13 protein-coding genes and 1 tRNA gene are annotated in these 19,971 nt (G+C 61.6%); 4 read left to right on the top strand and 10 right to left on the bottom strand.

What is annotated here, in order from left to right; translation table 11 throughout:
• Positions 1-43 precede the first annotated feature (43 nt).
• Positions 44-370, bottom strand: coding sequence for a DUF760 domain-containing protein (locus tag NW826_RS00730; RefSeq protein WP_414334831.1), 327 nt, complete (start codon positions 368-370; stop codon positions 44-46).
• Between the two features lie 238 nt (positions 371-608).
• On the bottom strand, positions 609-3,164 hold the full coding sequence (gyrA, locus tag NW826_RS00725) for a DNA gyrase subunit A (RefSeq protein ID WP_414509200.1): 2,556 nt from the start codon (positions 3,162-3,164) through the stop codon (positions 609-611).
• Between the two features lie 319 nt (positions 3,165-3,483).
• Between gyrA and NW826_RS00720 the strand changes: the two genes are divergently transcribed.
• Both NW826_RS00720 and NW826_RS00715 read left to right on the top strand, forming a co-directional pair.
• On the top strand, positions 3,484-5,181 hold the full coding sequence (locus NW826_RS00720; RefSeq protein WP_414509187.1) for a SulP family inorganic anion transporter: 1,698 nt from the start codon (positions 3,484-3,486) through the stop codon (positions 5,179-5,181).
• A gap of 67 nt (positions 5,182-5,248) precedes the next feature.
• On the top strand, positions 5,249-6,088 hold the full coding sequence (locus NW826_RS00715) for a DUF6671 family protein (protein WP_414509186.1): 840 nt from the start codon (positions 5,249-5,251) through the stop codon (positions 6,086-6,088).
• 126 nt (positions 6,089-6,214) lie between these two features.
• Here NW826_RS00715 and NW826_RS00710 read toward each other — a convergent pair whose 3' ends face one another.
• From NW826_RS00710 to NW826_RS00700, 3 genes are all read right to left on the bottom strand, one after another.
• Positions 6,215-7,795: an iron uptake porin gene (locus NW826_RS00710; protein ID WP_414509185.1), complete on the bottom strand. Its 1,581-nt coding sequence runs from the start codon at positions 7,793-7,795 to the stop codon at positions 6,215-6,217.
• A 286-nt stretch (positions 7,796-8,081) separates the two neighbouring features.
• Positions 8,082-8,153, bottom strand: a tRNA-Val gene (locus NW826_RS00705).
• 34 nt (positions 8,154-8,187) lie between these two features.
• Positions 8,188-9,351 (bottom strand): GuaB3 family IMP dehydrogenase-related protein, encoded by a 1,164-nt coding sequence (locus tag NW826_RS00700; RefSeq protein ID WP_414335148.1) that lies wholly within the window; start codon positions 9,349-9,351, stop codon positions 8,188-8,190.
• 156 nt (positions 9,352-9,507) lie between these two features.
• Here NW826_RS00700 and NW826_RS00695 point away from each other — a divergent pair, with 156 nt between their 5' ends.
• Complete coding sequence (locus NW826_RS00695; protein WP_414509184.1) at positions 9,508-10,479, top strand: energy-coupling factor transporter transmembrane component T family protein; 972 nt, start codon at positions 9,508-9,510, stop codon at positions 10,477-10,479.
• A gap of 12 nt (positions 10,480-10,491) precedes the next feature.
• Here NW826_RS00695 and NW826_RS00690 read toward each other — a convergent pair whose 3' ends face one another.
• The 3 genes from NW826_RS00690 to NW826_RS00680 all read right to left on the bottom strand — a co-directional run bounded on the left by NW826_RS00690 (position 10,492) and on the right by NW826_RS00680 (position 16,473).
• Positions 10,492-13,371, bottom strand: a complete 2,880-nt coding sequence (locus NW826_RS00690; RefSeq protein ID WP_414509183.1) for a GAF domain-containing protein — start codon at positions 13,369-13,371, stop codon at positions 10,492-10,494.
• 179 nt (positions 13,372-13,550) lie between these two features.
• The gene (locus NW826_RS00685) at positions 13,551-14,174 is read right to left on the bottom strand and encodes an NADPH-dependent FMN reductase (protein ID WP_414335151.1); all 624 of its coding nucleotides are present in this window, start codon (positions 14,172-14,174) and stop codon (positions 13,551-13,553) included.
• Between the two features lie 136 nt (positions 14,175-14,310).
• Positions 14,311-16,473, bottom strand: coding sequence for a spermidine synthase (locus NW826_RS00680; RefSeq protein WP_414509182.1), 2,163 nt, complete (start codon positions 16,471-16,473; stop codon positions 14,311-14,313).
• 106 nt (positions 16,474-16,579) lie between these two features.
• On the opposite strand from NW826_RS00680, the gene NW826_RS00675 reads away from it, so the two are divergent.
• Positions 16,580-17,494 (top strand): alpha/beta fold hydrolase, encoded by a 915-nt coding sequence (locus NW826_RS00675; RefSeq protein ID WP_414336580.1) that lies wholly within the window; start codon positions 16,580-16,582, stop codon positions 17,492-17,494.
• A 206-nt stretch (positions 17,495-17,700) separates the two neighbouring features.
• On the opposite strand, the gene NW826_RS00670 is transcribed toward NW826_RS00675, so the two are convergent.
• Entirely contained in the window at positions 17,701-18,723 is a 1,023-nt protein-coding gene (locus NW826_RS00670) for an E3 ubiquitin ligase family protein (RefSeq protein ID WP_414336581.1), read from the bottom strand.
• Positions 18,724-18,958: 235 nt separating this feature from the next.
• Entirely contained in the window at positions 18,959-19,864 is a 906-nt protein-coding gene (locus NW826_RS00665; protein ID WP_414335058.1) for a LysR family transcriptional regulator, read from the bottom strand.
• Positions 19,865-19,971: the final 107 nt, after the last annotated feature.

The following is a 19,971-nucleotide window of genomic DNA, read 5'->3' as shown; positions in this document are numbered from 1 at the left end:
GCTCCACTCTAGCGCCATGCCGCAGGAAGTTATGCCTGGGCGGCTAAGAATGGCCGCTCTCCGAATGAGGAGAAGTGTCAGGAGCGGACGGGCTGCCCAAGGATTGCTCCAGGGCCAGACGCTGCTCCATCACCCGCAGAAAATAGCCGCCCATCATCGCGCCGGAGAGCATTTTCGCCAAGCTCTCGCGGTTGGTGATGATCTGCACCCCAAATTGATCGGAGGGCAAGCTCCCCACCAAGCTGCGGATGTTGTGGCCCAAGATCTCCAGCACTTCAGGGGAAGAATTGCGGGCAATATCCTGAAAAATGCTGGGATCCTGAGCTTGCAGATACTGCCAGAGCCGGTTGTCGGGGCTCGGAGTTTGCACAGCCTCAAAACCAGGGATGAAATTTAATGGGCTCGACATGGAGTCACCAAGCTCCCCAAACACAGCAGATCCAGCCCAACTCGGAAGCCCGGCCTGATCCCTCAGGCCTTCGCAGTTGGCCGCTTTGGGCTATGTCAACGCTAACACCCAATCCTCACCCCTCTCGGTACGGGATCCTACCCCTCTGCCGTGGCAAATACCGCACCTGGGATCCAGAGCTGAAGCTGGGGCCTCAGGATCAACGGCTGTCTTCCGAGGTTTCGCCCGCGGGCTCTTCCTCGACTTCAGTGGGATCCCCGACAAAAGAGGCCGGCACCACCGTCACCGCTACAATGCTGTCTTCGGGATCCAAGCGCTGCACCAGCACCCCTGTTGCCTCACGAGACTGAGTGGGGATGGCCTTGGCCAACTGGCGCATAACAATGCCTCTGGCAGTTACCAACAGGATCTCGTCCTCGGCATTGACGATGCGCAGGGCAGCCAATTCATCCGACTCCTGGCGGAACTTGGTGGCGATCACCCCCTTGCCACCCCGGTTTTGCTGACGGAAGTGGTCGATGGCCGAGCGCTTGCCCCGCCCTTCTTTGGTGATCACCAACACCCAGGGGTTGGCCAGCCCCTCCCCCTCTCGCTCAGCAGCCATCACCGACTCGGCGAAAATAATGTCCATACTGACGATGTCGTCACCGGGGTTGAGGGTGATGGCCCGCACGCCGCGAGCAGGCCGCCCTAGGGGACGCAGTTGCTCGTCATCTGCCCGGAAGCGAATGGACATGCCTTGGCGGGTTGCCATCACTACATCGTCGCTGGAGCGGGCGCGGCGCACCCAGCGCAGCTCATCGTTTTCCTCCAGAGAAATAGCAATTAGGCCGTTGGAACGCACATTGGCAAAGGCGCTGAGGGCCGTTTTTTTGATGTAGCCCCCCTGGGTCAGCATCACCAGATATTCGTCGTCGCTGAACTTGCTCACGGGCACCATCGAGGTAACCCGCTCTTCCCGGCTCAGGGGCAGCAACTGGACGATGGCGCTGCCGCGGGCGGTGCGGCTTCCCTGCGGGATCTCGTAGGCAGGCAGGGTATAGACCATCCCCCGATCTGTGAAAAAGAGGATGGTGTCGTGGCTGCGACAGGCAAAAAACTGTTCAATGGCATCGTCGTCTTTGATACGGGTGCCAGCCTTGCCGCGGGTGGCCCGCCCCTGCACCTGAAATTCTTTGATGTCCATGCGCTTGATGTAGCCCTGCTCCGTGAGAAAGATGACCGTCTCGCGGTTCTCGATCAGATCGGCTGTCTGCAGCTCACAGTCTTCCAGACAGAGGCGGGAGCGGCGCGGGCTGGCAAAGCGGGCCTTGAGCTGCTGCAGCTCTTCGCTGATGATCTGCATCACCCGCTCCCGACGGGCCAAAATATCCCGCAAATCGGCAATTTGCCTCACCAAGTCTTCGTGTTCGGCCTGGATTTTCTCCGCTTCCAGGGCGGTGAGGCGGCGCAGTTGCATTTGCAAGATCCCGTCGGCTTGCGCTTCGCTCAGGCCCAATGTTGCTTGTAATTCGGATCGGGCGGCGGCGGTATCGGCGGCTCCGCGGATGAGGGCGATCACCCGATCCAACTGCCCCAAAGCCACCAGGTACCCCTGCAACAGGTGATCCCGCTCCTCCGCCTTTTGTAGCTCATAGCGGGTGCGCCGCTCGATCACCTCCTCCCGAAAATCCAAGAAAGCCTGCAGCGCGTCCCGCAAGGTCAGGGTGCGCGGCTCGCCGTTGAGGATGGCCAGCATGTTGACCCCAAAACTGCTCTGCAGGGGGGTTTGCTTGTAGAGGTTGTTGAGCACCACCTGCGGCTGGGCATCCCGCTTCAGCTCGATCACCACCCGCATGCCCTCGCGGTCACTTTCGTCGCGGATGTCGGCAATGCCCTCCAGTTTTTTCTCGTTGACCAGCTCGGCAATTTTTTCAATCATGGCTGCCTTGTTCGTCTGGTAGGGCAGCTCGGTGATGATGATGGCCTCCCGCGCCGGTCGGCCCCGCTGCTCGATGGTCTCCACCGTGGCCACCCCCCGCAGGGTGATGGAGCCGCGCCCGGTAGTATAGGCTTCGCGGATGCCCTCCTGGCCCATGATCAGCCCGCCGGTGGGGAAATCGGGGGCCGGGATCCACTGCATCAACTCCAGGCTGGTTAGGTTGGGGTTGTGGATGAGGGCGATCAGGCTGTCCACCAGCTCTCCCAGGTTGTGGGGTGGGATGTTGGTGGCCATGCCCACGGCGATGCCGGAGGAGCCGTTCAAGAGCAACTGCGGGATCCGCGCCGGCAGCACCAGCGGCTCTTGTTGGGATCCGTCGTAGTTGTCGATGAAGTCAACCGTGTTGGCGTCGATATCCTGCAGCAGGGCTTCCTGGGCAAAGGCGGTGAGGCGGCACTCAGTGTAGCGCATGGCCGCCGGCGGGTCGTTGTCGATGGAGCCGAAGTTGCCGTGCCCGTCCACCAGGCGCTCCCGCATGGAGAAGTCCTGCGCCATGCGCACCAGGGCATCGTAAACCGCCTGATCCCCGTGGGGATGGTATTTCCCGATCACATCCCCGACGACGCGGGCACACTTGCGAAAAGGCCGATCCGCCGTCAGGCCCAGCTCGTGCATGGCGTAGAGGATGCGGCGATGCACCGGCTTGAGGCCGTCGCGGGCATCCGGCAGAGCCCTCCCGACAATCACGCTCATGGCGTATTCCAGGTAGGACTGCGCCATCTCCCGCTGCAGATCGGTGGAGATGATGCGTGCGGTCAATTCGTTGTCGCTCATGGGGTGGGGGTAGAGGTGAGGGATCCCGGTCGGCTTGGGCGCGGGCACGGTTCGAGGTTATGAGGCTGTCGCAGCGCCAATCGCTGTTGCCCGCCAACGGTCGGCAACCCAGGATGGTGACAAAATAAATTCATGTGCTTCCAGTCTACCATTGCCTTTTGTCGGGGTAGAGTGGCTGCCGGCAAAGGGAGTTGTCCGGATCCGCCCCCTGTCCAAAGGGGATCCCTGAAGACATTGATAGATAAAAACCTATCCTCTAATCGGGGCTTTATGGTAACGCTCAATGATAGGCTACCTGTAGCATTGAGGGCAGTGGGGCATGTTAGGCCAAGTGACGAGGCAAGGTGGGGGAGTGCTGGCTTGGCGTCGGCGTCTGAGCCTAGAAAACTGGCGCGGGGATCTGTTCGGCGGCCTGACGACGGCGATTGTCTCGCTGCCGATGGCTTTGGCCTTTGGGGTGGCTTCCGGGGCGGGGCCGGTGGCAGGTTTGTACGGGGCGGTGTGTGTGGGCTTTTTTGCCGCCCTGTTCGGCGGTACCCCCACCCTTATCTCCGAACCCACCGGGCCGATGACGGTGATGATGACGGCGGTGGTTGCCAAGGTTACCGCCAGCTATCCGGATCAGGGGTTGGGGCCAGCTTTTACCGTGGTCATGCTGGGGGGCCTGTTTCAAATTTTGTTTGGATCCCTGAAGCTGGGCAAGTACATCACCCTCATGCCCTACAGCGTCATCTCCGGCTTTATGTCGGGGATTGGCTGGATCATGATTTTGCTGCAGATCCCGCCGCTGTTGGGCCACGCCAGCCAGGGGGGAGTGATCGGGTCGGTGCAGAACCTGCCGACCTACCTGCTTAACCTCAAGGTGCCGGAACTGGGGTTGGGGCTGCTGACGCTGGCCATCCTCTTTTTCTATCCCAAGCCCTGGCGACGGGCGGTGCCGCCCCAGTTGGTGGCCCTGGTGCTGGGAACGCTGGTGGCCAACTGGTTCATGGCTGACTGGGATTTGCGGCGCATTGGCCCCATTCCCACCGGCCTGCCCCAGGTGCAATGGCCGCAGTTGCCCTTTTCATCTTTGGCCAGCTTGGTGTTGGACGGGGTGGTGCTGGGCATGCTGGGCTGCATCGACACCCTCTTGACGGCGGTGATTGCCGACAACCTCACCCGCACCCGCCACGACTCTGACCAAGAGCTGATCGGGCAGGGGATCGCCAACCTGGTCTCCGGCTTCCTGGGGGGCTTGCCGGGGGCGGGGGCGACCATGGGCACAGTGGTGAACATCCAGTCAGGTGGGCGTACCCCTTTAGCCGGCATCACCCGCGCCCTCATCCTCTTGATGGTGGTGCTGTTTGCCGCTCCCCTCACCCAAGGGATCCCGATGGCGGTGCTGGCGGGGATCGCCTTTAAGGTGGGGGTGGATATCCTCGACTGGAGCTTCCTGAAGCGGGCCCACCGCCTCTCCCTCAAAGGGGCGGCCATCATGTACGGGGTGATGTTCATGACGGTGTTCGTGGATCTCATCGCCGCCGTGGGAGTGGGGGTGTTTGTGGCCAATTTGCTCACCATCCAGCGCTTGAGCGAGCTGCAGTCGGAAGAGGTGAAGGCCATTACCGATGCCGACGATGCCGTAGATCTCACGCCGCGGGAAAAGGAATTGCTGCGCCAGGGCCGCGGCCAGGTGCTGCTGTTTTACCTGAGCGGCCCGATGATCTTCGGGGTTTCCCAGGCCATTTCCCGCCAACACCAGGCGGTGGCTTCTTGTCTGGCTTTGGTGGTGGATCTGTCGGATGTGCCGATGCTGGGGGTTTCGGCGACGCTCTCTCTGGAAAATGCCATTCGTGAGGCCCTAGATCGCGGCAAGCAGGTGTGGATTGTCGGGGCCAGGGGCCGGATCCGACAGCGCTTGGAAAGCCTACGTTTGCCCTTGCCGGCAGAGCGGTTTGTGGAGAGCCGGGAGGCCGCTTTGGCCGAGGCCGTCGCCCAGTTGGGCTTGGCGGCAGAACCCAGTCCCCTGGTTTGAGCCATCCGATGAGCCCAACAATAAAGCTGTAGACTTCGTTTGCCGGATCGGGGTCGGGCCTGAGTCTATGCAATGGCAAGGTCGGGTTGCCTACTTGGCAACCCTGCATCGCAAGGAGCAAGTGATTGGCCCCCTCTTGGCCCAACACCTGGGGATCCAGGTGCAAGTGATACCTCTCGACACCGACCAACTGGGCACCTTCTCACGGGAGCGGCCCCGACCGGGGGATCCCATCCACACCCTACGCCTAAAGATTGAGAGAGCCCGCCAAGCTTATCCTGCCTCTTTGGTTTTGGCCAGCGAGGGATCCTTCGGCCCCCACCCCCAGCTTCCCTGGATCCCTTGGAACCAGGAATGGGTCATGCTCAAGGTTTTTGAACCTGACGCGGATCCCTTGGAGCTGGTGGGCTATGCAGAAAGCACCCAAACCAATTTCAGCCATCGCTGGGTGCAGAGCTGGGCAGAAGCGCTCGACTTTGCCCGACAGGTGGGGTTCCCACAGCACGGCCTGATCGCCCTCGACCAGCCGGAAAACCCCCAACTTATCCACAAAGGGATCCAAGACGAAGCAACCCTAAAGCAGGTGGTGGAGGAGCTGCTGGCCCGCCAGGGAAGGCTGCACCTGGAAACCGATATGCGGGCCCTGTACAACCCAACCCGCCTGCAGGTGATTGCGGCAGCCACCCAAAACCTCATCGCCAAAGCCCAAAGCCTCTGCCCCGCCTGCGGCACTCCCGGCTACTGGCGCATCCGTGCGCTGCCTGGGCTGCCCTGCGGCCAGTGTGGTGCCCCCACCCCTGTAACCAAGGCGTGGGTATATGGCTGTGCCCGCTGTTCCCACACCCACACCGAGCCTGTGGCAGAGACCTGGGCAGATCCGGCTCAGTGCGCCTTTTGTAACCCCTAGCTTCCCGGCGCCCGCTCCAACTTGCTCGATGTCTTCCAGGGCAAGGCTTGGGAGACTTTCCATAAAAAAGGGATCCGCCGCAGCGGATCCCTCCGTTGTTTTTAACCTAGGCGGGAGAGCAAGGGGTTAGAAGGTGAACACTGCCCGCAGAGCACCCACACCGATGGTCGGGTCGTTGTCCCCTGGCCTGCCCCCATTGGGATTGCTCACAAAGTAGGCGGCGGGCGTCAAGGTAATGTAGTCGTTGACCGGGAAGCTGTAGTAGACATCCACAATGAAGGGCCGAGTATCCCAAACCCCGTCGTTGTCTGTAGTCACAATCGGCTGACCGAAGACTACACCACCCTTGGCACCCTCAATGAAGAGATCCGGGAAGGCAAAACCAAGCAAGAACCCGTTGAAGTCTTCATCGCCCGGATCGATAGTGCCAGCCGGCACCACATTGGGCAGGTTATAGTCAACGTTGCCCGCCGTAAACCAGCCGGACAGGATAATGCGGGGGCTCAGCTCCCAGTTAGCAGCCACTGTAAAGGCATTGACCCGAGCCGAGGGGGTGACGTCATTCCGGCGCAGCGGACCGCGGAAAAGGCTGCTGCCGGTAGCCAGGAAACCGGGGCCGCGGCTAGCGTCCTGCAGATAGGTGGAAGCAAATTGCAAGTATAGCTCCAGATTTTCCGTCGGCAGAAAGCCCAGCTCCACCGTGTGGGCGCTGTCGTTACCAGTCAAACCGCTGTCACCGAAACCTCTGCCCAAGGTCTGGCCGCCGCGGGTGCTGTAGGCGTAGGCCAGACGAAACTGGTCGCCGAGGCGATAGCGGAAGCCAAACAGCGTGCCACTGGGCACATCTCCCGTGGAGTTGGGGAGGTCGGCAAAGTCGGAGAGGGCATCGAAGGGGACGCTGTATTGCAGGACACTGGACACCCCAGTGCCCGTGATGCCGGCGTAGATGGTGGCAGCGCGGTTAAAGGCAGGGAACTGATAGACCAACTGGGCCAGTGTGAAGGTGCCACCACCACCCCCTTGGAAGCCAACGCCTGGATCCCCTGCGAAGAAGGTGGTTACCGCATCGCGAGCCTGCAGACGAATGCGCAGACGGTCACGCCCAGCAAAGGAAGCGTCGAAGTTCAAGCGCACCCGGTAGGGCAGGGTCATGTTCGCCTGATTCTGCTCGGCCACCACCCTGTTGTTGACCACCCGGTCGTCGGTGAGAGCGCTGCCCAGGACAGCGGTGATCACTTGGGCATTCAGCTTGGTGACCGGGTTGAAGACCTTGCCCTTCAGGTCATTTACGTCGGCTTCCAGCGCGTCTACCCGTCCCCGCAGGGCTGCCAGCTCAGCGGCAAACTCCTCCTGCAGCCGCTGCAGTGTAGCCAAGTCCTCCTTAGAAACCTTGTCGGCCAGGCCGGCGGCGATCAGCTCGTTGATGCGATCCAAGCAGGCATTCATCCCGGCGGCAAACTCAAAACGGGTCATGGCCCGGTTGCCGCGGAAGGTGCGGTCAGGGTAGCCGGCAATACAGCCGTAGCGCTCGACCAGCGATTGCAGCGCCTGGAATGCCCAGTCGGTGGGCTGCACATCGGAAAGCTCAGAGATGGAGGTGACAGGCCCTGTAGCTTGGGCATAGGCCACTCCAGGGGTTAAGACTGCCGCTGCACCCAGGGTGCCAGCCAGCAGCGTTTTCCAGTAGTTCGTGTGTTTCGCGGGCATGTTTCTCTCCTTGTTTTTTGTCCTCACACCTGTTTAGCTGTGGCAACGTCTCCTAGCGATGCCCAACTGCCCAACTCTAGAGCGAGCCTGACAGTTGCGAATTCTAGAAGAACATAGTACAGCCCTGTCTTACATCGTCTACCACTTTACACACTTTTTGAGCGAGACTCAATGCGAGGCTCAAGGGCGGCAGACGCTCCAGGCCCTATACCCATTACTTTACCTCAGGGATCCGGCCCTGGCTAGCGGGTGTATCCTGAAGCTGAGCCACGGGCTAAGGCGGGGATGGGCGGTACCGGACTCGAACCAGTGACATCCTGCTTGTAAGGCAGGCGCTCTACCGCTGAGCTAACCGCCCCCTCGGCTCCCTGAGTCTAGCATTTCCTGAGGGGCTATTTCCCCATGCCCAGGCTCTGCGCCTTCTGGTACACCTTGCCCTCGGTCAAAAGGGAAGGGGCAATGCAGATCGCCACCTGGTGCATTTCCTTGAGGTTGGCGGCGCCCAGGGTGGCCATGCTGGTGCGCAGAGCGCCCCAGAGGTTGTGGGTGCCGTCATCCAGGCGGGCAGGGCCGCGCAAGATCTCTTCCAGGGTGCCGGTGGATCCCACGCGAATGCGGGTGCCGCGGGGCAAAACGGGGCTGGGGGTGGCCATGCCCCAGTGAAAGCCGCGACCGGGCGCCTCCTGAGCGCGAGCCAAGGGGGATCCGATCATCACGGCATCGGCCCCACAGGCGATGGCCTTGCAGATATCCCCGCCGGTCACCAGGCCGCCGTCGGCGATGATGGGAACGTAGGTGCTGGTTTCGGCCAAGAACTGGTCGCGGGCGGCAGCGCAGTCGGCAATGGCGGTGGCCTGAGGTACTCCCACCCCCAGCACGCCGCGGGAGGTGCAGGCAGCGCCGGGGCCGATGCCCACCAAGACGCCGGCAGCTCCCGCTTGCATTAGCTCCAGGGCGACATCGTAGGTGACGCAGTTGCCCAGCACCACGGGAATGGGCATGGAGCGGCAGAACGCGGCCAGATCCAGCTTTTGCATGCCCTCTGGCACCTTGTGATGGACGGAAACCACGGTGGCCTGGACGAAGAAGAGATCTCCGCCTGCTTCCGCCACTAGGGGGCCATATTCAGCCGCATGGGCGGGCACGCAGCTAGCGGCGGCAATGGCGCCGGCGGCTTTGATCTGGCGGATGCGCTCTTGGATCAGCTCCGGCTTGACGGGCTCGCTGTAGAGGCGCTGCATCAGGGGAACAAACTCGTCTTTGCCGACCGCAGCAATCTGATCCAGCACCTCGTCGGGATCCGCGTAGCGGGTTTGGATCCCGTCCAGGTTCAGCACGCCCATCGCCCCCAGCTTGGAGAGCAAAATCGCCATCTTGACATCCACCACGCCGTCCATGGCGCTGGCGATGATGGGGATGGGCCGTTGGATCCCTCCCAGAGTGAAGTGGGTGTCTACCAGGCTGGGATCCAGAGTTCGCCTGCCTGGTGCCAGCGCGATCTCATCCAGCCCATAAGCGCGTCTTGCCTGCCGATTGCGGCCCAGTTGCACGTCCATTTTTGCCTTGTTCTGCGGATCCCTCGTTCTTATCATGCCGCCAAGGGGGGATCCAAGGCTAGTGAGGGTTGTGTTCTCTTGGCCGCGATTTGAATACCGCCCAGCGGTCGGAGTCGGGTAGCTTACATAGATAGGCTGTTTCCCGCTTGCCCGATCGTGGATATCCTGCGCAATGCCCCGCTGGGGATTTATCTGGAAGAGCCTCGCACCTGGCTACATTGCCTGGATCCGCGCGTGAAGCTGGCCTGGCTGCTCAGCTTCCTGCTCAGTCCCATTTTGGCCGGCAATGGCTGGCGCCTGGCGGTGGTGGCACTTCTCTTGCTCTTGACGGTGGCAGCCCGTCTGCCGCGCCGGGTTTGGTCAGGCCAACTCGCTCTGGTGTTGGCTCTCAGCCTGCTCACCTTTGGGATCACCAGCTTGGCCCCAGATGGATTGGGGGTCTTTCCGCAGCCGCAGCGGCAGGATGTGCAGGTGGTGGGCTATGGGCTGACCGGGATCCCCGGCGTTCGCGATAGCGTTCACCTAGCCGTAGAACAGGGATCCCCAGACCGCGCCTGGCGCGAGCAAACCCGTGCCTGGCCAACGCCCTATCGCTACCGCTTGGTTCAAATTTCCCTGTTGGGACGAACCTTTCAGGTGTCCCGCCGTTCTCTGTCGGTGGCCCTGCGGCTGGGCACCCTCATCTTTACGCTGCTCTATGCCACCAACTTGTTTTTGCTGACCACCGCCCCAGAGGAGATCACCGCTGGGATCGGCCAACTGTTGCAACCTTGCCAGCGCTGGGGATGGCCGGTTGCGGAGGTGATCCTCACCCTCACCTTGGCGCTGCGCTTTCTGCCGCTGGTGATGGAGGAGGTGCAAAACCTGGTGCGGGCGGTGCGAACTCGGGATGTGCGCTGGGGATCCCTCAGTTTTCGGGGCGGGATGCAAACCCTGCTGGCCCTGGTGGAGCGCTTTTTTGAAAACTTGCTCCTGCGGGCCGAACAGATGGCCATGGCCATGCAAGCCCGTGGGCTGACCGGCCCCGACCATCCCCTGCGCTGGCACCGCCTACAACTGCGGCGGCTGGATCGAGGGGTGCTGGCCTTCTTGCCCCTGTTTTGGCTGCTGAGGATCTTGTCTTCCTGAGAGGGCTATGCTCTACGCTGGGCTCAGCGGCAGGAGCAGTCGGGAAACGGAGCGCCCATCCCCAGACAGATAGAAGGAGAGCTGACCTCCCATCCGCTGCACCACCCGTTGGCATAAGCTGAGTTCCAGGCCGGGGCTGGCCGCCAAAGGCGACTTGAGCAAAGGATCCGCGTAGATCACCCGCTCCGGCTCCAACTGAAGTGCCGCTGCCAGGTGAGGGTCAAAGCTGCCCTGATCCACCACCAGCAGCTCTGCATAGCCCTCGCCAGCCTGGCTCCACAGATCCAGCCGCCCCCCTTCCGGGCTGCGCAAAGCGGCGACCACCAGCAGCTCCCAGAGCACCATCTCCAGGCGTCCGGGATCCCCCTGGATGGCCAGACTCATGTCCCCATGGGCCCGCGGCCACAGCTTGCGTTTTTGGGTCAGGCCCTCCACCCGGCGCAGGCTTTTGCGCACCAAAGTAGCCAAAGATACCGACTGCAACTGTGGCTGGATCTGCCAGGTTTCCGCCTGCAACAACGGCTCTGTGGAGACCGTCAGCTCTCGCAGCCCCTTGCCGATCTCCACCACTTTTTGCCAGCGGGTGGCTTCGTCGCCGGGGATCTCCGGCACCTGACCCAAGCGGCGCAGGCCGTCCAGGAGGGCATTCTGTAGGTCTAGCAGGCGGCGGTGTTTGTACCAGTTCAACTCCCTGAGCACCTCCTGCTGCTCTTGCAAAGTTTGCATCCAAAGCAAGCGCCGCAGCGTCCAAGCGCAGGTCTGGGCGATCAACATCACAGCCGCCCGCTCGTCGGGATCCCAAACCTTACCTGCCTCTGCCCCCAGGATCAAAACCCCCAGAGGCTCCGGCAGAGAGGGATCTGTCTCGCCCAAGGGCACCAGCAGCCAGGATCCCAGGCCGGCAGAATTGAGCCAGGTGCGGCTGGCAGCCGGGATCTCTTCTTGGGCAAGCTGAAGGGGCTCCCCCGCCTGCAGCACATAAGCCAGCAGCGGATCCTGGCGGTCGATCTCGGTGGCTCCGCTGGGGCAGAACTCAGGGGCAGCAGCAAAGGGCGGCTGTAACTGGGCCCGGCTCTCCCCCGGCTGCCAACTGACTACGAGAGCCAACGGGATCCCCAGCAATTGGGCCGTCTGTTGAGCGGTGGTGGTGTAGAGAAAGGACTCTATACTGCTGTCGCCAACGGGCGAGGTGTTCAGGTTTTGCAGGGCCAGACAGGTGGCGATCAGGCCCCTGAGCAGTTGTTCTTGCCGTTGTCGCTGTTGTTCCGATTGGAGGTGCCGCAGGAGCAACCCCACTTGTTGGGCGATCCCGCGCAGCAGTTGCCGTTCTTCCCGGCTCCAGGCCCGTAGCTGGGGGTGTAATACCAGGAGCAGCCCTTCCGGAAAGACAGCGTTGCTGACGGCGCCGCCGACCCGAGTATGGGTGAGCATGAGGGAGCGCACCCCCAGAGGGGCCAGTTCTTGCCGCCAAGAGAGCAGGCGCAGATCTTGGTCGTAGTTTTCTGCCACCACCACCTCGCTGCGCAGCAGATCCTGCCAGTCTTGCTCGCTCAAGGGGCTAAACTGCGGCGGCAAAGCCTGCTTGCCTTCGCTGCGGTGCTCGTAGAAGAGGCGGGGGATGGGCCTGTCGGGATCCACCGTCAACACGGCCACCACAGCGGCCTTCAGGCGCTGCCCCAGGCCAACCACCGCTTGCTGGAGAGCCTGTTGCAGCTCTGCCGGGTTGTAAAGCGAACGGCCCACCTGGTGGACAAACTCTTGGTCGTCGGCCAACTGGCGAATGCGGCGATCCAGATTTTCCAGGGGGGCGGCCAAGGCCAGCCCATTGGCGGCAGCGGCCACCAACTGTCGCTCCACCGCTTGCCAGGTGCGGGGCAGCTCCGATTGCACCCAGATAAACCCCAGCAGATCCCTCTCCAGCAAAATCGGGGCCGCCAAAACCGCCTGAGCCCGCAACTGCTGCATCAGCTTGGGGGGAACCTCAGAGCGGGTCGTCCCCGTGCCGCCCACCACCACCTGGCCATCGGTGAGGGTGTAGTACATGTCTCCCAATTCCCGCAGCGAAAGGCCGCCATCTTTTGGCGACGCTGCTCCCGCTTTGGCCTCTCTGGACATGGGGGCAGGAGTGGGTGGCTGGCTGGGCCTAGCGGCGCTTCCATGGGGAACAAACCGCCCCTGGCTGCGCTCGTGCCAGTACACCTGAATATGGACGGCGCCCAGGAACGTCTGCAGCTCCTGCCTCACCAGGCTGACCCGTTCCTGCAGGGATCCCGCCTGGCGCATCGCCGTTCCCAACCTCAGAAGTAGATCCTCAAGGCGCTTTTCGGTCTGCTGTTGCCAAGCGTTTTCTAGCTCTTGCAGCGAGGCCGCCAACTGCCCCAGCAAAATCCCCAGCAGGGCCTTTTCGTCCTCGCGGGTGGTAACTCCCCACATCTGGGATCCCAGCATCAGGATCCCCAGGCAGCGCCGCCGCCCCACCGCCGAGAAGGGATAGATGAAGCAGCCCTGGATCCCGCCCAGGCGCCTGGCCTCCCGCTGCCAAAGGCCCATGCGCGGCTCCTGGGAAAGATCGGGCACGCTGATGGGCCGCTGTTCGATCACCACCTGCTCCAGGATCTCCCCCGGCTGCAGGGGATACAGAGCTCGCAAGAGCGCTTGATCGTCTTCCCGCAGGGTCACCCCCCCTTGGCCCACCAACTGGTGATTGGCATAGTCGTAAAGAGCAAGCCAGATCAGCGGCGCCCCAAACACCGCCCTGACATACTCCAGCGTGAGCTGAATGAGGGCGTTGGCATCGCTCTGCTCCCGCATCTGTTGCAAGGTTACTTGCAGAGCTACCCAGGGAGACAGGGATCCAGCTCTATCGGAATAAGGGGGAACAGACTGAACCATACCCGTGTGGATTGATTCTGCAGGTTAGCCAATGCCCTATAAAACCTTCTCAACTCCTCCTCTTCTTTGCCAAAAAGTTGGCCAAAGAGCCATGCAAAGGACTTGCACTGGCTGGGAATAACTATAACCCCCCGCTGAGGGGCTGGGTAGCAACAGGGGCAGCCAGGGCCTGCAGGTATTCAGGAAGGCCTTACTACTGGGATCCCCCGCAACTTGTGGGTGTGGGTCACCAAGCTGTGGACAAAGTGTTGAAAGCGCTGTTGTAGCTTCTCGTCTTTGAGATTGCCCTGCTCGTCAAAAGCGCTCCAAGCCCGACCAATGGCGATTTGCTCCGGGATCGCCCAGCCATGCACCCAACGCACAATTAAGCGCATCTGGTTGAGGGTGTTGCTGTTGCTCTCACCGCCCAAAACGCTGATCAACCCGAAGACCTTGCCCTCCAGGTGCTCAAAACGCAACAGATCCAGGGCATTTTTCAGGCTGCCGCTGATGCCGCCGTGGTACTCCGGGCTGGCCAAGAGGATCCCATCCGCCTGCTTCATGGTCGCCTGCAAGAGCGCCACATCAGGATAGTCCGCGTAGGATTCCGAGCCATCCGCAAAGGGCAGCTTCATCTGCCGCAGATCGAGAATGTGCAAGGGGATCCCCAGCTTCTCAAACTCGCGCCGCGCCACCTCCAGCGCTTGATAAGTCAAGGAATTGGGCCGCAAGCTGCCGCCGATGGCCACGAAACGAGCCCCAGAGGCTTCAGCCATGACGGCTTGCGAATTGACAGTAAGGGCTTGCAAAGTTGAAGGAGACATGAGCTGAGCTCCTGAGCAGGCATTAGTTACGTTTCAAACAATCATAACTCATACCAACTCTGCGTTGTAAAGATTGTTTGAGCTGCGGGGCTGCCTAAGGCTGGTGCATTCGCCCAAGGGTCGAACAGTCCGATTCCTACTCGGAACTGGGGATCTGGGGCCAACGGATCACCTGCAGCAGGTTGGAAAAATCATCCCTCCAGACCGGATCTCCGGCTTGGGGCAGAAGGGGCTGCCAGCCCTGCAGAGCTCCAGGGTTGTTGGCCATCAGCACCCAGTGGGAGGGGGCCAGCCCTGCTTGTTGCTGGTCAGAGGACAGATCCCGGTGGGCCTGCTGCCAAGCCTGGAGCTGCAGGGATCCGGCCAGGCCGGCCAACACGGGGGCCAAGTTGAGGTGACGGTTGGTGATGTTGAAGAGCAGCCAACCCTGGGGCTTGAGCTTGCTTAGGTAGAGGGTCAGGGCCTCTAGGGTCAGCAAATGCACCGGCACGGCGTCGGAGCTGAAGGCATCCATCACCATCAAGTCATAGCTGCCCGCTGGGATCCTCTGGAGGCTGAGGCGGGCATCGCCGAGGATGACCTGTACCTGCGCCTGCTGGCTGGCCCAATCGAGATAGGAGAAGTAGCGGCCCGCCCAGTCGGCCACGGTGGGATCCAACTCGAAAAACGTCCACTCATCCCCCGGCTGGGCGTAGGCGGCCAACGTGCCGATCCCCAGCCCCAACACCGCAATGGCGGGCCGGAGAGCCGCAGCCTGAGCTCTAAACGCCGCAAACACCTGCCCAACCGGCCCAGACCGGGCGAAATAGGTCAGCGGCTGCAGGGCCTTTTGGGGATCCAGGTTTTGGCTGCCGTGTAGGGTGGTGCCGTGCAGAAGGCTGCGGAAGGATCCCTGCTCGGTCTGGTATTCCACGATTCGGTTGAGGCCAAAGGCGCTGCGCTGGCTGGCCACCACCTGCAGTCCCGGCATCAGCCAGGGTTGCCCCAGCAGCACAACCAACCCCGCCATCGTCCCCAGCCGCCGCAGCCATCCCCTCTTGCCCTCTCCTGTGAACACCAGCGCCGCCCACCCCAAGGCTAAGCCCACGGCGGAGCCGCGGTGAAGCAGCGCCGGCAGGCGAAAGCGCAACAGCAGCAAGGGCAAGAGCAACCCCAGCCCCAGCCACAGGCCCACCCGCCCCCCCAGCACGGCCAGCGACACCCCCAAGAGCAGAGGATATTCCAGCACCGTCTCAAACACCTGCGGGGCCAAGAGGGCAGAGAACATCCCCCCCAAGCTCCCCCCCAAAGCCAACCACAGGTAAAACTGCGTCAACTGCTCCACCGGCGGGCGCCGGCAGGCCAACTGGCTGTGGCAGCCCCAGCTTACCAGCCCAAAGGTGACCAGATGCAGCAGCAGCAAAAAACCGGGCCTCACCCAGCCCAAGACCTGGGCCCCCACTGCCCCGCAGGCCAGAAGAGCCGTTGTTCCCAACATCCACTTCCTGGGGTGGATACCCCCAAAAGCCAGCATGAATGTCAGCAGATAAATCCCCAGGGGGATGGCCCACAACAGGGGCACCGCCGCCACGTCGGTGGTCAGCAAAGTGGTGACCGCCACCAACAGGCCTGCCGGCAAAAAAGCCAGCCCCGCCCAGCGCCAGCGCTCTCCCCAGGAGACTGCCAAGGATCCTGGGTCGGGATCCCCCACAGTGCTCTGGGCCGCTGACGCCAACAGCCCCACCCCGCTCAGCAGCACCAGGGTTGCCACCAGCGCGTAGGATCCCGTCCACAGGTGAGTTTGCCCAGCCAAAGACAGCCGGGGCTCCAGCAGCAGCGGGTAACCCAGCAGCCCGGCCAAACTGCCGGCATTGCTGGCCACATAGAGAAAATAGGGATCCCGCAGCCCCTGTTGCTCCGCGCCCTTTCTTGCCGCCAACCCCCGTTGCAGCAATGGCGCCGTCGCCGACAGGAGAAACAGCGGCACCCCAGCTCCCAAAGCCAGGTCTGCCAAGAGGGCGAGAGGGGGCCACGCTCCTTCCGGCTGCAGGCAGAGCCCAAATTGAAAGGGTAAAAGCCTCAGCCCCATCAGCAGCAAGATCCCCTGGATCAGCACGCCCATCCTGGGATGGAACCCACGCCCCAGCCGGTCTGCCCACAGGTAGCCCAACAGCAGGGTGACCTGGAAAAAAGCCAGGCAGGTGTTCCACACCAGGGGGGATCCTCCCCACAGCGGCAGCAGCAACTTGCCCACCAACAACTGTCCCCAAAAGAGGCAAAAAGCGCTGCCGAACAAGCCGAGGCCAACCAGCCAAATCAAAGCCGACCCACCGCAAAACCCTCAACTGCCAGTATTGCCCAGCCTCCCCCGGAAACTTACAAAGAGATTTAAGATCGCAACGTTGACGCGAAGCCAGAGGCTCCCCATGCTTCCTTTGCCCACCGCACCCCCCATTGCAGAGCACCGCTGGCTCTGGCGTGACCAGTCCATTCGCTATCAGCAGTCGGGATCTGCCGGCCCGGCGGTGTTGCTGATCCATGGCTTTGGGGCCAGCAGCGACCATTGGCGGAAAAATTTGCCGGAGCTGGGGCAGCACTGTCGGGTGTACGCGGTCGATCTGTTGGGCTTTGGGGGATCCGCCAAGCCTCTGCCCGGCTCGCCTCTGCCCTACACCTTCGAGACCTGGGGATCCCTGGTGGCAGATTTTGTGCGCGAGGTGATGGGCCAGCCGGCCTATCTGGTGGGCAACTCGATTGGCTGCATTGTGGCTTTGCAGGCGGCGGTTCTGGATCCGGGGCAGGTTTTGGGAGTGGCGATGTTGGATCCCTCGCTGCGGCTGCTGCACGAGCGGAAACGAGCGCAAATCTCCTGGCTGCGCCGCTGGACCACTCCTCTGCTCCAATCCCTGCTGGGGTGGCCCCCCTTTGGTCGTTTTTTCTTCGCCCAGATAGCTCAACCCAAGGCCATTCGCAACATCCTCCTCCAGGCCTACGGACGCAAAGAAGCCGTTACCGAGGAACTGATCCAGCTTTTGCTCAAGCCGGCTTTGGAGCCAGGAGCGGCAGAGGTCTTTTTGGCTTTTGTGCGCTATTCTCAGGGGCCTTTGGCAGAAGATCTCTTGCCTCAGCTCGCCTGCCCCGTCTTGATCCTGTGGGGGGAAGCGGATCCCTGGGAACCCATTGCCCTGGGGCGGGCCCTGGCGGGGTTCCCTTGCGTGGTGGGGTTCATCCCCTTGCCAGGAGTTGGCCATTGCCCCCAAGACGAAGCCCCCGAGCTGGTCAACCCGCTGCTTTTGGACTGGATCCGGGATCCCAGCCGGAAACCTGATCCCATAGTCTAACCCCTCACCCCCAGCCCCTCTCCCAGAGGTGCCCAAGCGCTCCGCGCCGCTCACGCGACCACCCCCAGCCCCTCTCCCAGAGGTGCCCTCACCCCCAGCCCCTCTCCCAGAGGGAGAGGGGAGCTGAAGCGGCGCGTTCGCGACAGCGTTGTGTAGCAATGACTACAACAGTGAGGAGAGAGGATGGGAGCCTATCGCCGATAGGGCTACAGGGACTGCAGCAGGTGGAGCACGGTGAAAACGCCAATGCCCAGCAGGACGAGGGATCCCGCCAAGAAGCCGTAGGCATTGGAGCGGTGCTCTTCCAAGAGGGCCTCAGCGGATTTGGGCGCGATGATGAACCGTCCTCCCGAAAGGGGTTTTCGGATCACAGGATCCCCTACCTCAGAACGCACCTCCCCCATGGCAAAGGCCATCCCATCCACCGGGAGCACCCATTCTTTGTAGACAAAGGAGCGGGTGGAGCGATTTTCTGTTCTCATCCGGGAAAAGTAGCGTTTGAAATCGAAGTTGAACCGGCTGGGGCCTTTTCCGGGGAAAACAGTCTCATCCACAACCAACATGGCCTCTACCTCGGCACCTGTGGGATCCACCCTCACCCTTCCGGTTTCGTCTTCGATGAAAAAAGGGAGCTGGCGAACCACCGAGTGAAGGGTCTCAGTTCTTGTTTCTGTCTCTCTCTCAAGGAGATATTCCCGACCCGTGCTCGGATCGTAGTACACATTGTTGTAATACTTCTGGGGAGGGCCTGCTTCAGAAAACTGCGATTTTTCCAGATGGCCTGGGAAGCCAGGCTTTTGCGGGTAATCGGAGTAACCAGGCTTTTTCTGGAAAAAGTCCGAAGGGGGGTAGCCAGAGCCGGGTTTTTGCTGAAAGGAGGCTGCGCTGAAGTAGCCAGAGCCGGGCTTTTGTTGGAAAGAATCAGAGTAGCCGGGATCCACCCTTTTCTGGAAAGAACCGGAGTCAGAGTAGCCCAAGCCGGGCCTTTTTCCGGTCATTCCCCCCGGATAGGATTTTGCCCGAGATCCCAAGCGCAGAGCGTTCTGGTATTCGCCTTCGCTGATCCGTTCCCTGTAGGCGACATCGCCTTCGCTATTCAAATACTTTCGATAGCACTCGGCTTCGTCATACTCCCAAGTGATCTCCGACTTGTAGTAGACACAAGGCTGGCGTGAAAACTCCGATACCAAAGGCCGATCGCACACAATCCTGCCGTAAACTTGGGCCAAGTTCGATCCTTTTGGGCTTGTCTGACCGAGATTGCGAAGCTCGGCTACCTTGAGCAACCGAGTTGCAGAGAGCTGCTGAACCAACCTCTGGGAGCGCAAATACTCAAAAAATGAAAACAGAGAGCCGGGAAGACAAAGTAGCCCAAGCAGCGTCAGCCAGTTCATAGAGGCCTTCCTTTCCGATGGGGTGGGAGTGAAGTTGGCCTCATGCTAGCAGTTACCTGGGAACAGGATTTTAAGAGGAGTTTAAGGCCAGCTCTCCACCCGGCAACTGGGACGGGTTTCCCCGTAAGGCTTCCAGGAAGGCAAAGACTGCCGGCGGATGCAGCGCCGAGGCCAGGATGGCAGCCCCGATCACCCGCTCCAGGGGGATGGGCAAGCGGCGGATCTGGATCCCTGCGGGAATGGGGAGGGCAGCCAAGCGGGGCAAAATAGCAGCCCCCAGGCCCTGCGCCACCATGTTCACAATGGTGGAGTCTTCCTTCACCAAGTAGGCCACCTTGAGGGTTTGGTGGGCCGCTTCCCAGTGGTTGCGCACCGCCGTGGTGCATTCGGCGTAGTTGTAGAGAATGTAAGAAAAGCGGGAAAGATCCTCCCAGGTGAGGGTTTCCGGCAGGGGCCCAAAACTCAGCGGAACCAACAAAATGAACTCGTCGCGGGCGATCTCCCACGTCTGCAGATCCTCAGCAGCCCGCGGCAAGGGCAATAGGCCAATATCCACCTGGCCTGAGCGCAGCAGATGTTCCACTGTGGCCGGATCTTCTTCTGTAAGGGTGACGGCAACCTGCGGAAATTGTTGGCGGAAGCGGGCAATCACCGGCGGCAGCAAATGGGTTGCAGCACTGCGAAAAGCGGCAACCCGCACATTTCCCCCCCGCAACCCTTTTTCCAGGTTGGCTTCATACTCCATTTGTTCCCACAGTTGCAGCATCTTGCGGACATGGCGCATTAGTCGCTCCCCCACCGGCGTTAGGCGGGCCCCAAAGCGACCGCGCACCAACACAGACACCCCCAATTCTTCCTCTAGGCTGGCGATGGCCCGGCTCACCGCCGACTGGGAAATCTGCAATTGCAGGGCGGCATCGCTGAAATTCCCCCGCTCCACCACAGCCACCAGAGTTCGCAGTTGTGAGATGTTCATGGATCCCATCTATTCGATCTGCGCATAGATGTGATGCTATCTCAGATTTGAACCCTCTGCTGGGCTTGACTAAACTGACGACATAACTCCATTTTCACACTGCGAAA

The sequence above is a fragment of the Synechococcus sp. OH20 genome (assembly GCF_047502685.1).
GTDB lineage: Bacteria > Cyanobacteriota > Cyanobacteriia > Thermostichales > Thermostichaceae > Thermostichus.
This window is presented reverse-complemented; position numbering and strand designations above follow the sequence as displayed.

What these genes read in the sequence shown, in the direction of transcription:
- gyrA (WP_414509200.1), bottom strand. Translation starts at nt 3,164, where the DNA reads ATGAGCGACAACGAATTGACCGCACGCATCATCTCCACCGATCTGCAG.
- NW826_RS00720 (WP_414509187.1), top strand. Translation starts at nt 3,484, where the DNA reads ATGTTAGGCCAAGTGACGAGGCAAGGTGGGGGAGTGCTGGCTTGGCGT.
- NW826_RS00715 (WP_414509186.1), top strand. Translation starts at nt 5,249, where the DNA reads ATGCAATGGCAAGGTCGGGTTGCCTACTTGGCAACCCTGCATCGCAAG.
- NW826_RS00710 (WP_414509185.1), bottom strand. Translation starts at nt 7,795, where the DNA reads ATGCCCGCGAAACACACGAACTACTGGAAAACGCTGCTGGCTGGCACC.
- NW826_RS00700 (WP_414335148.1), bottom strand. Translation starts at nt 9,351, where the DNA reads ATGGACGTGCAACTGGGCCGCAATCGGCAGGCAAGACGCGCTTATGGG.
- NW826_RS00690 (WP_414509183.1), bottom strand. Translation starts at nt 13,371, where the DNA reads ATGGTTCAGTCTGTTCCCCCTTATTCCGATAGAGCTGGATCCCTGTCT.
- NW826_RS00685 (WP_414335151.1), bottom strand. Translation starts at nt 14,174, where the DNA reads ATGTCTCCTTCAACTTTGCAAGCCCTTACTGTCAATTCGCAAGCCGTC.
- NW826_RS00675 (WP_414336580.1), top strand. Translation starts at nt 16,580, where the DNA reads ATGCTTCCTTTGCCCACCGCACCCCCCATTGCAGAGCACCGCTGGCTC.
- NW826_RS00665 (WP_414335058.1), bottom strand. Translation starts at nt 19,864, where the DNA reads ATGAACATCTCACAACTGCGAACTCTGGTGGCTGTGGTGGAGCGGGGG.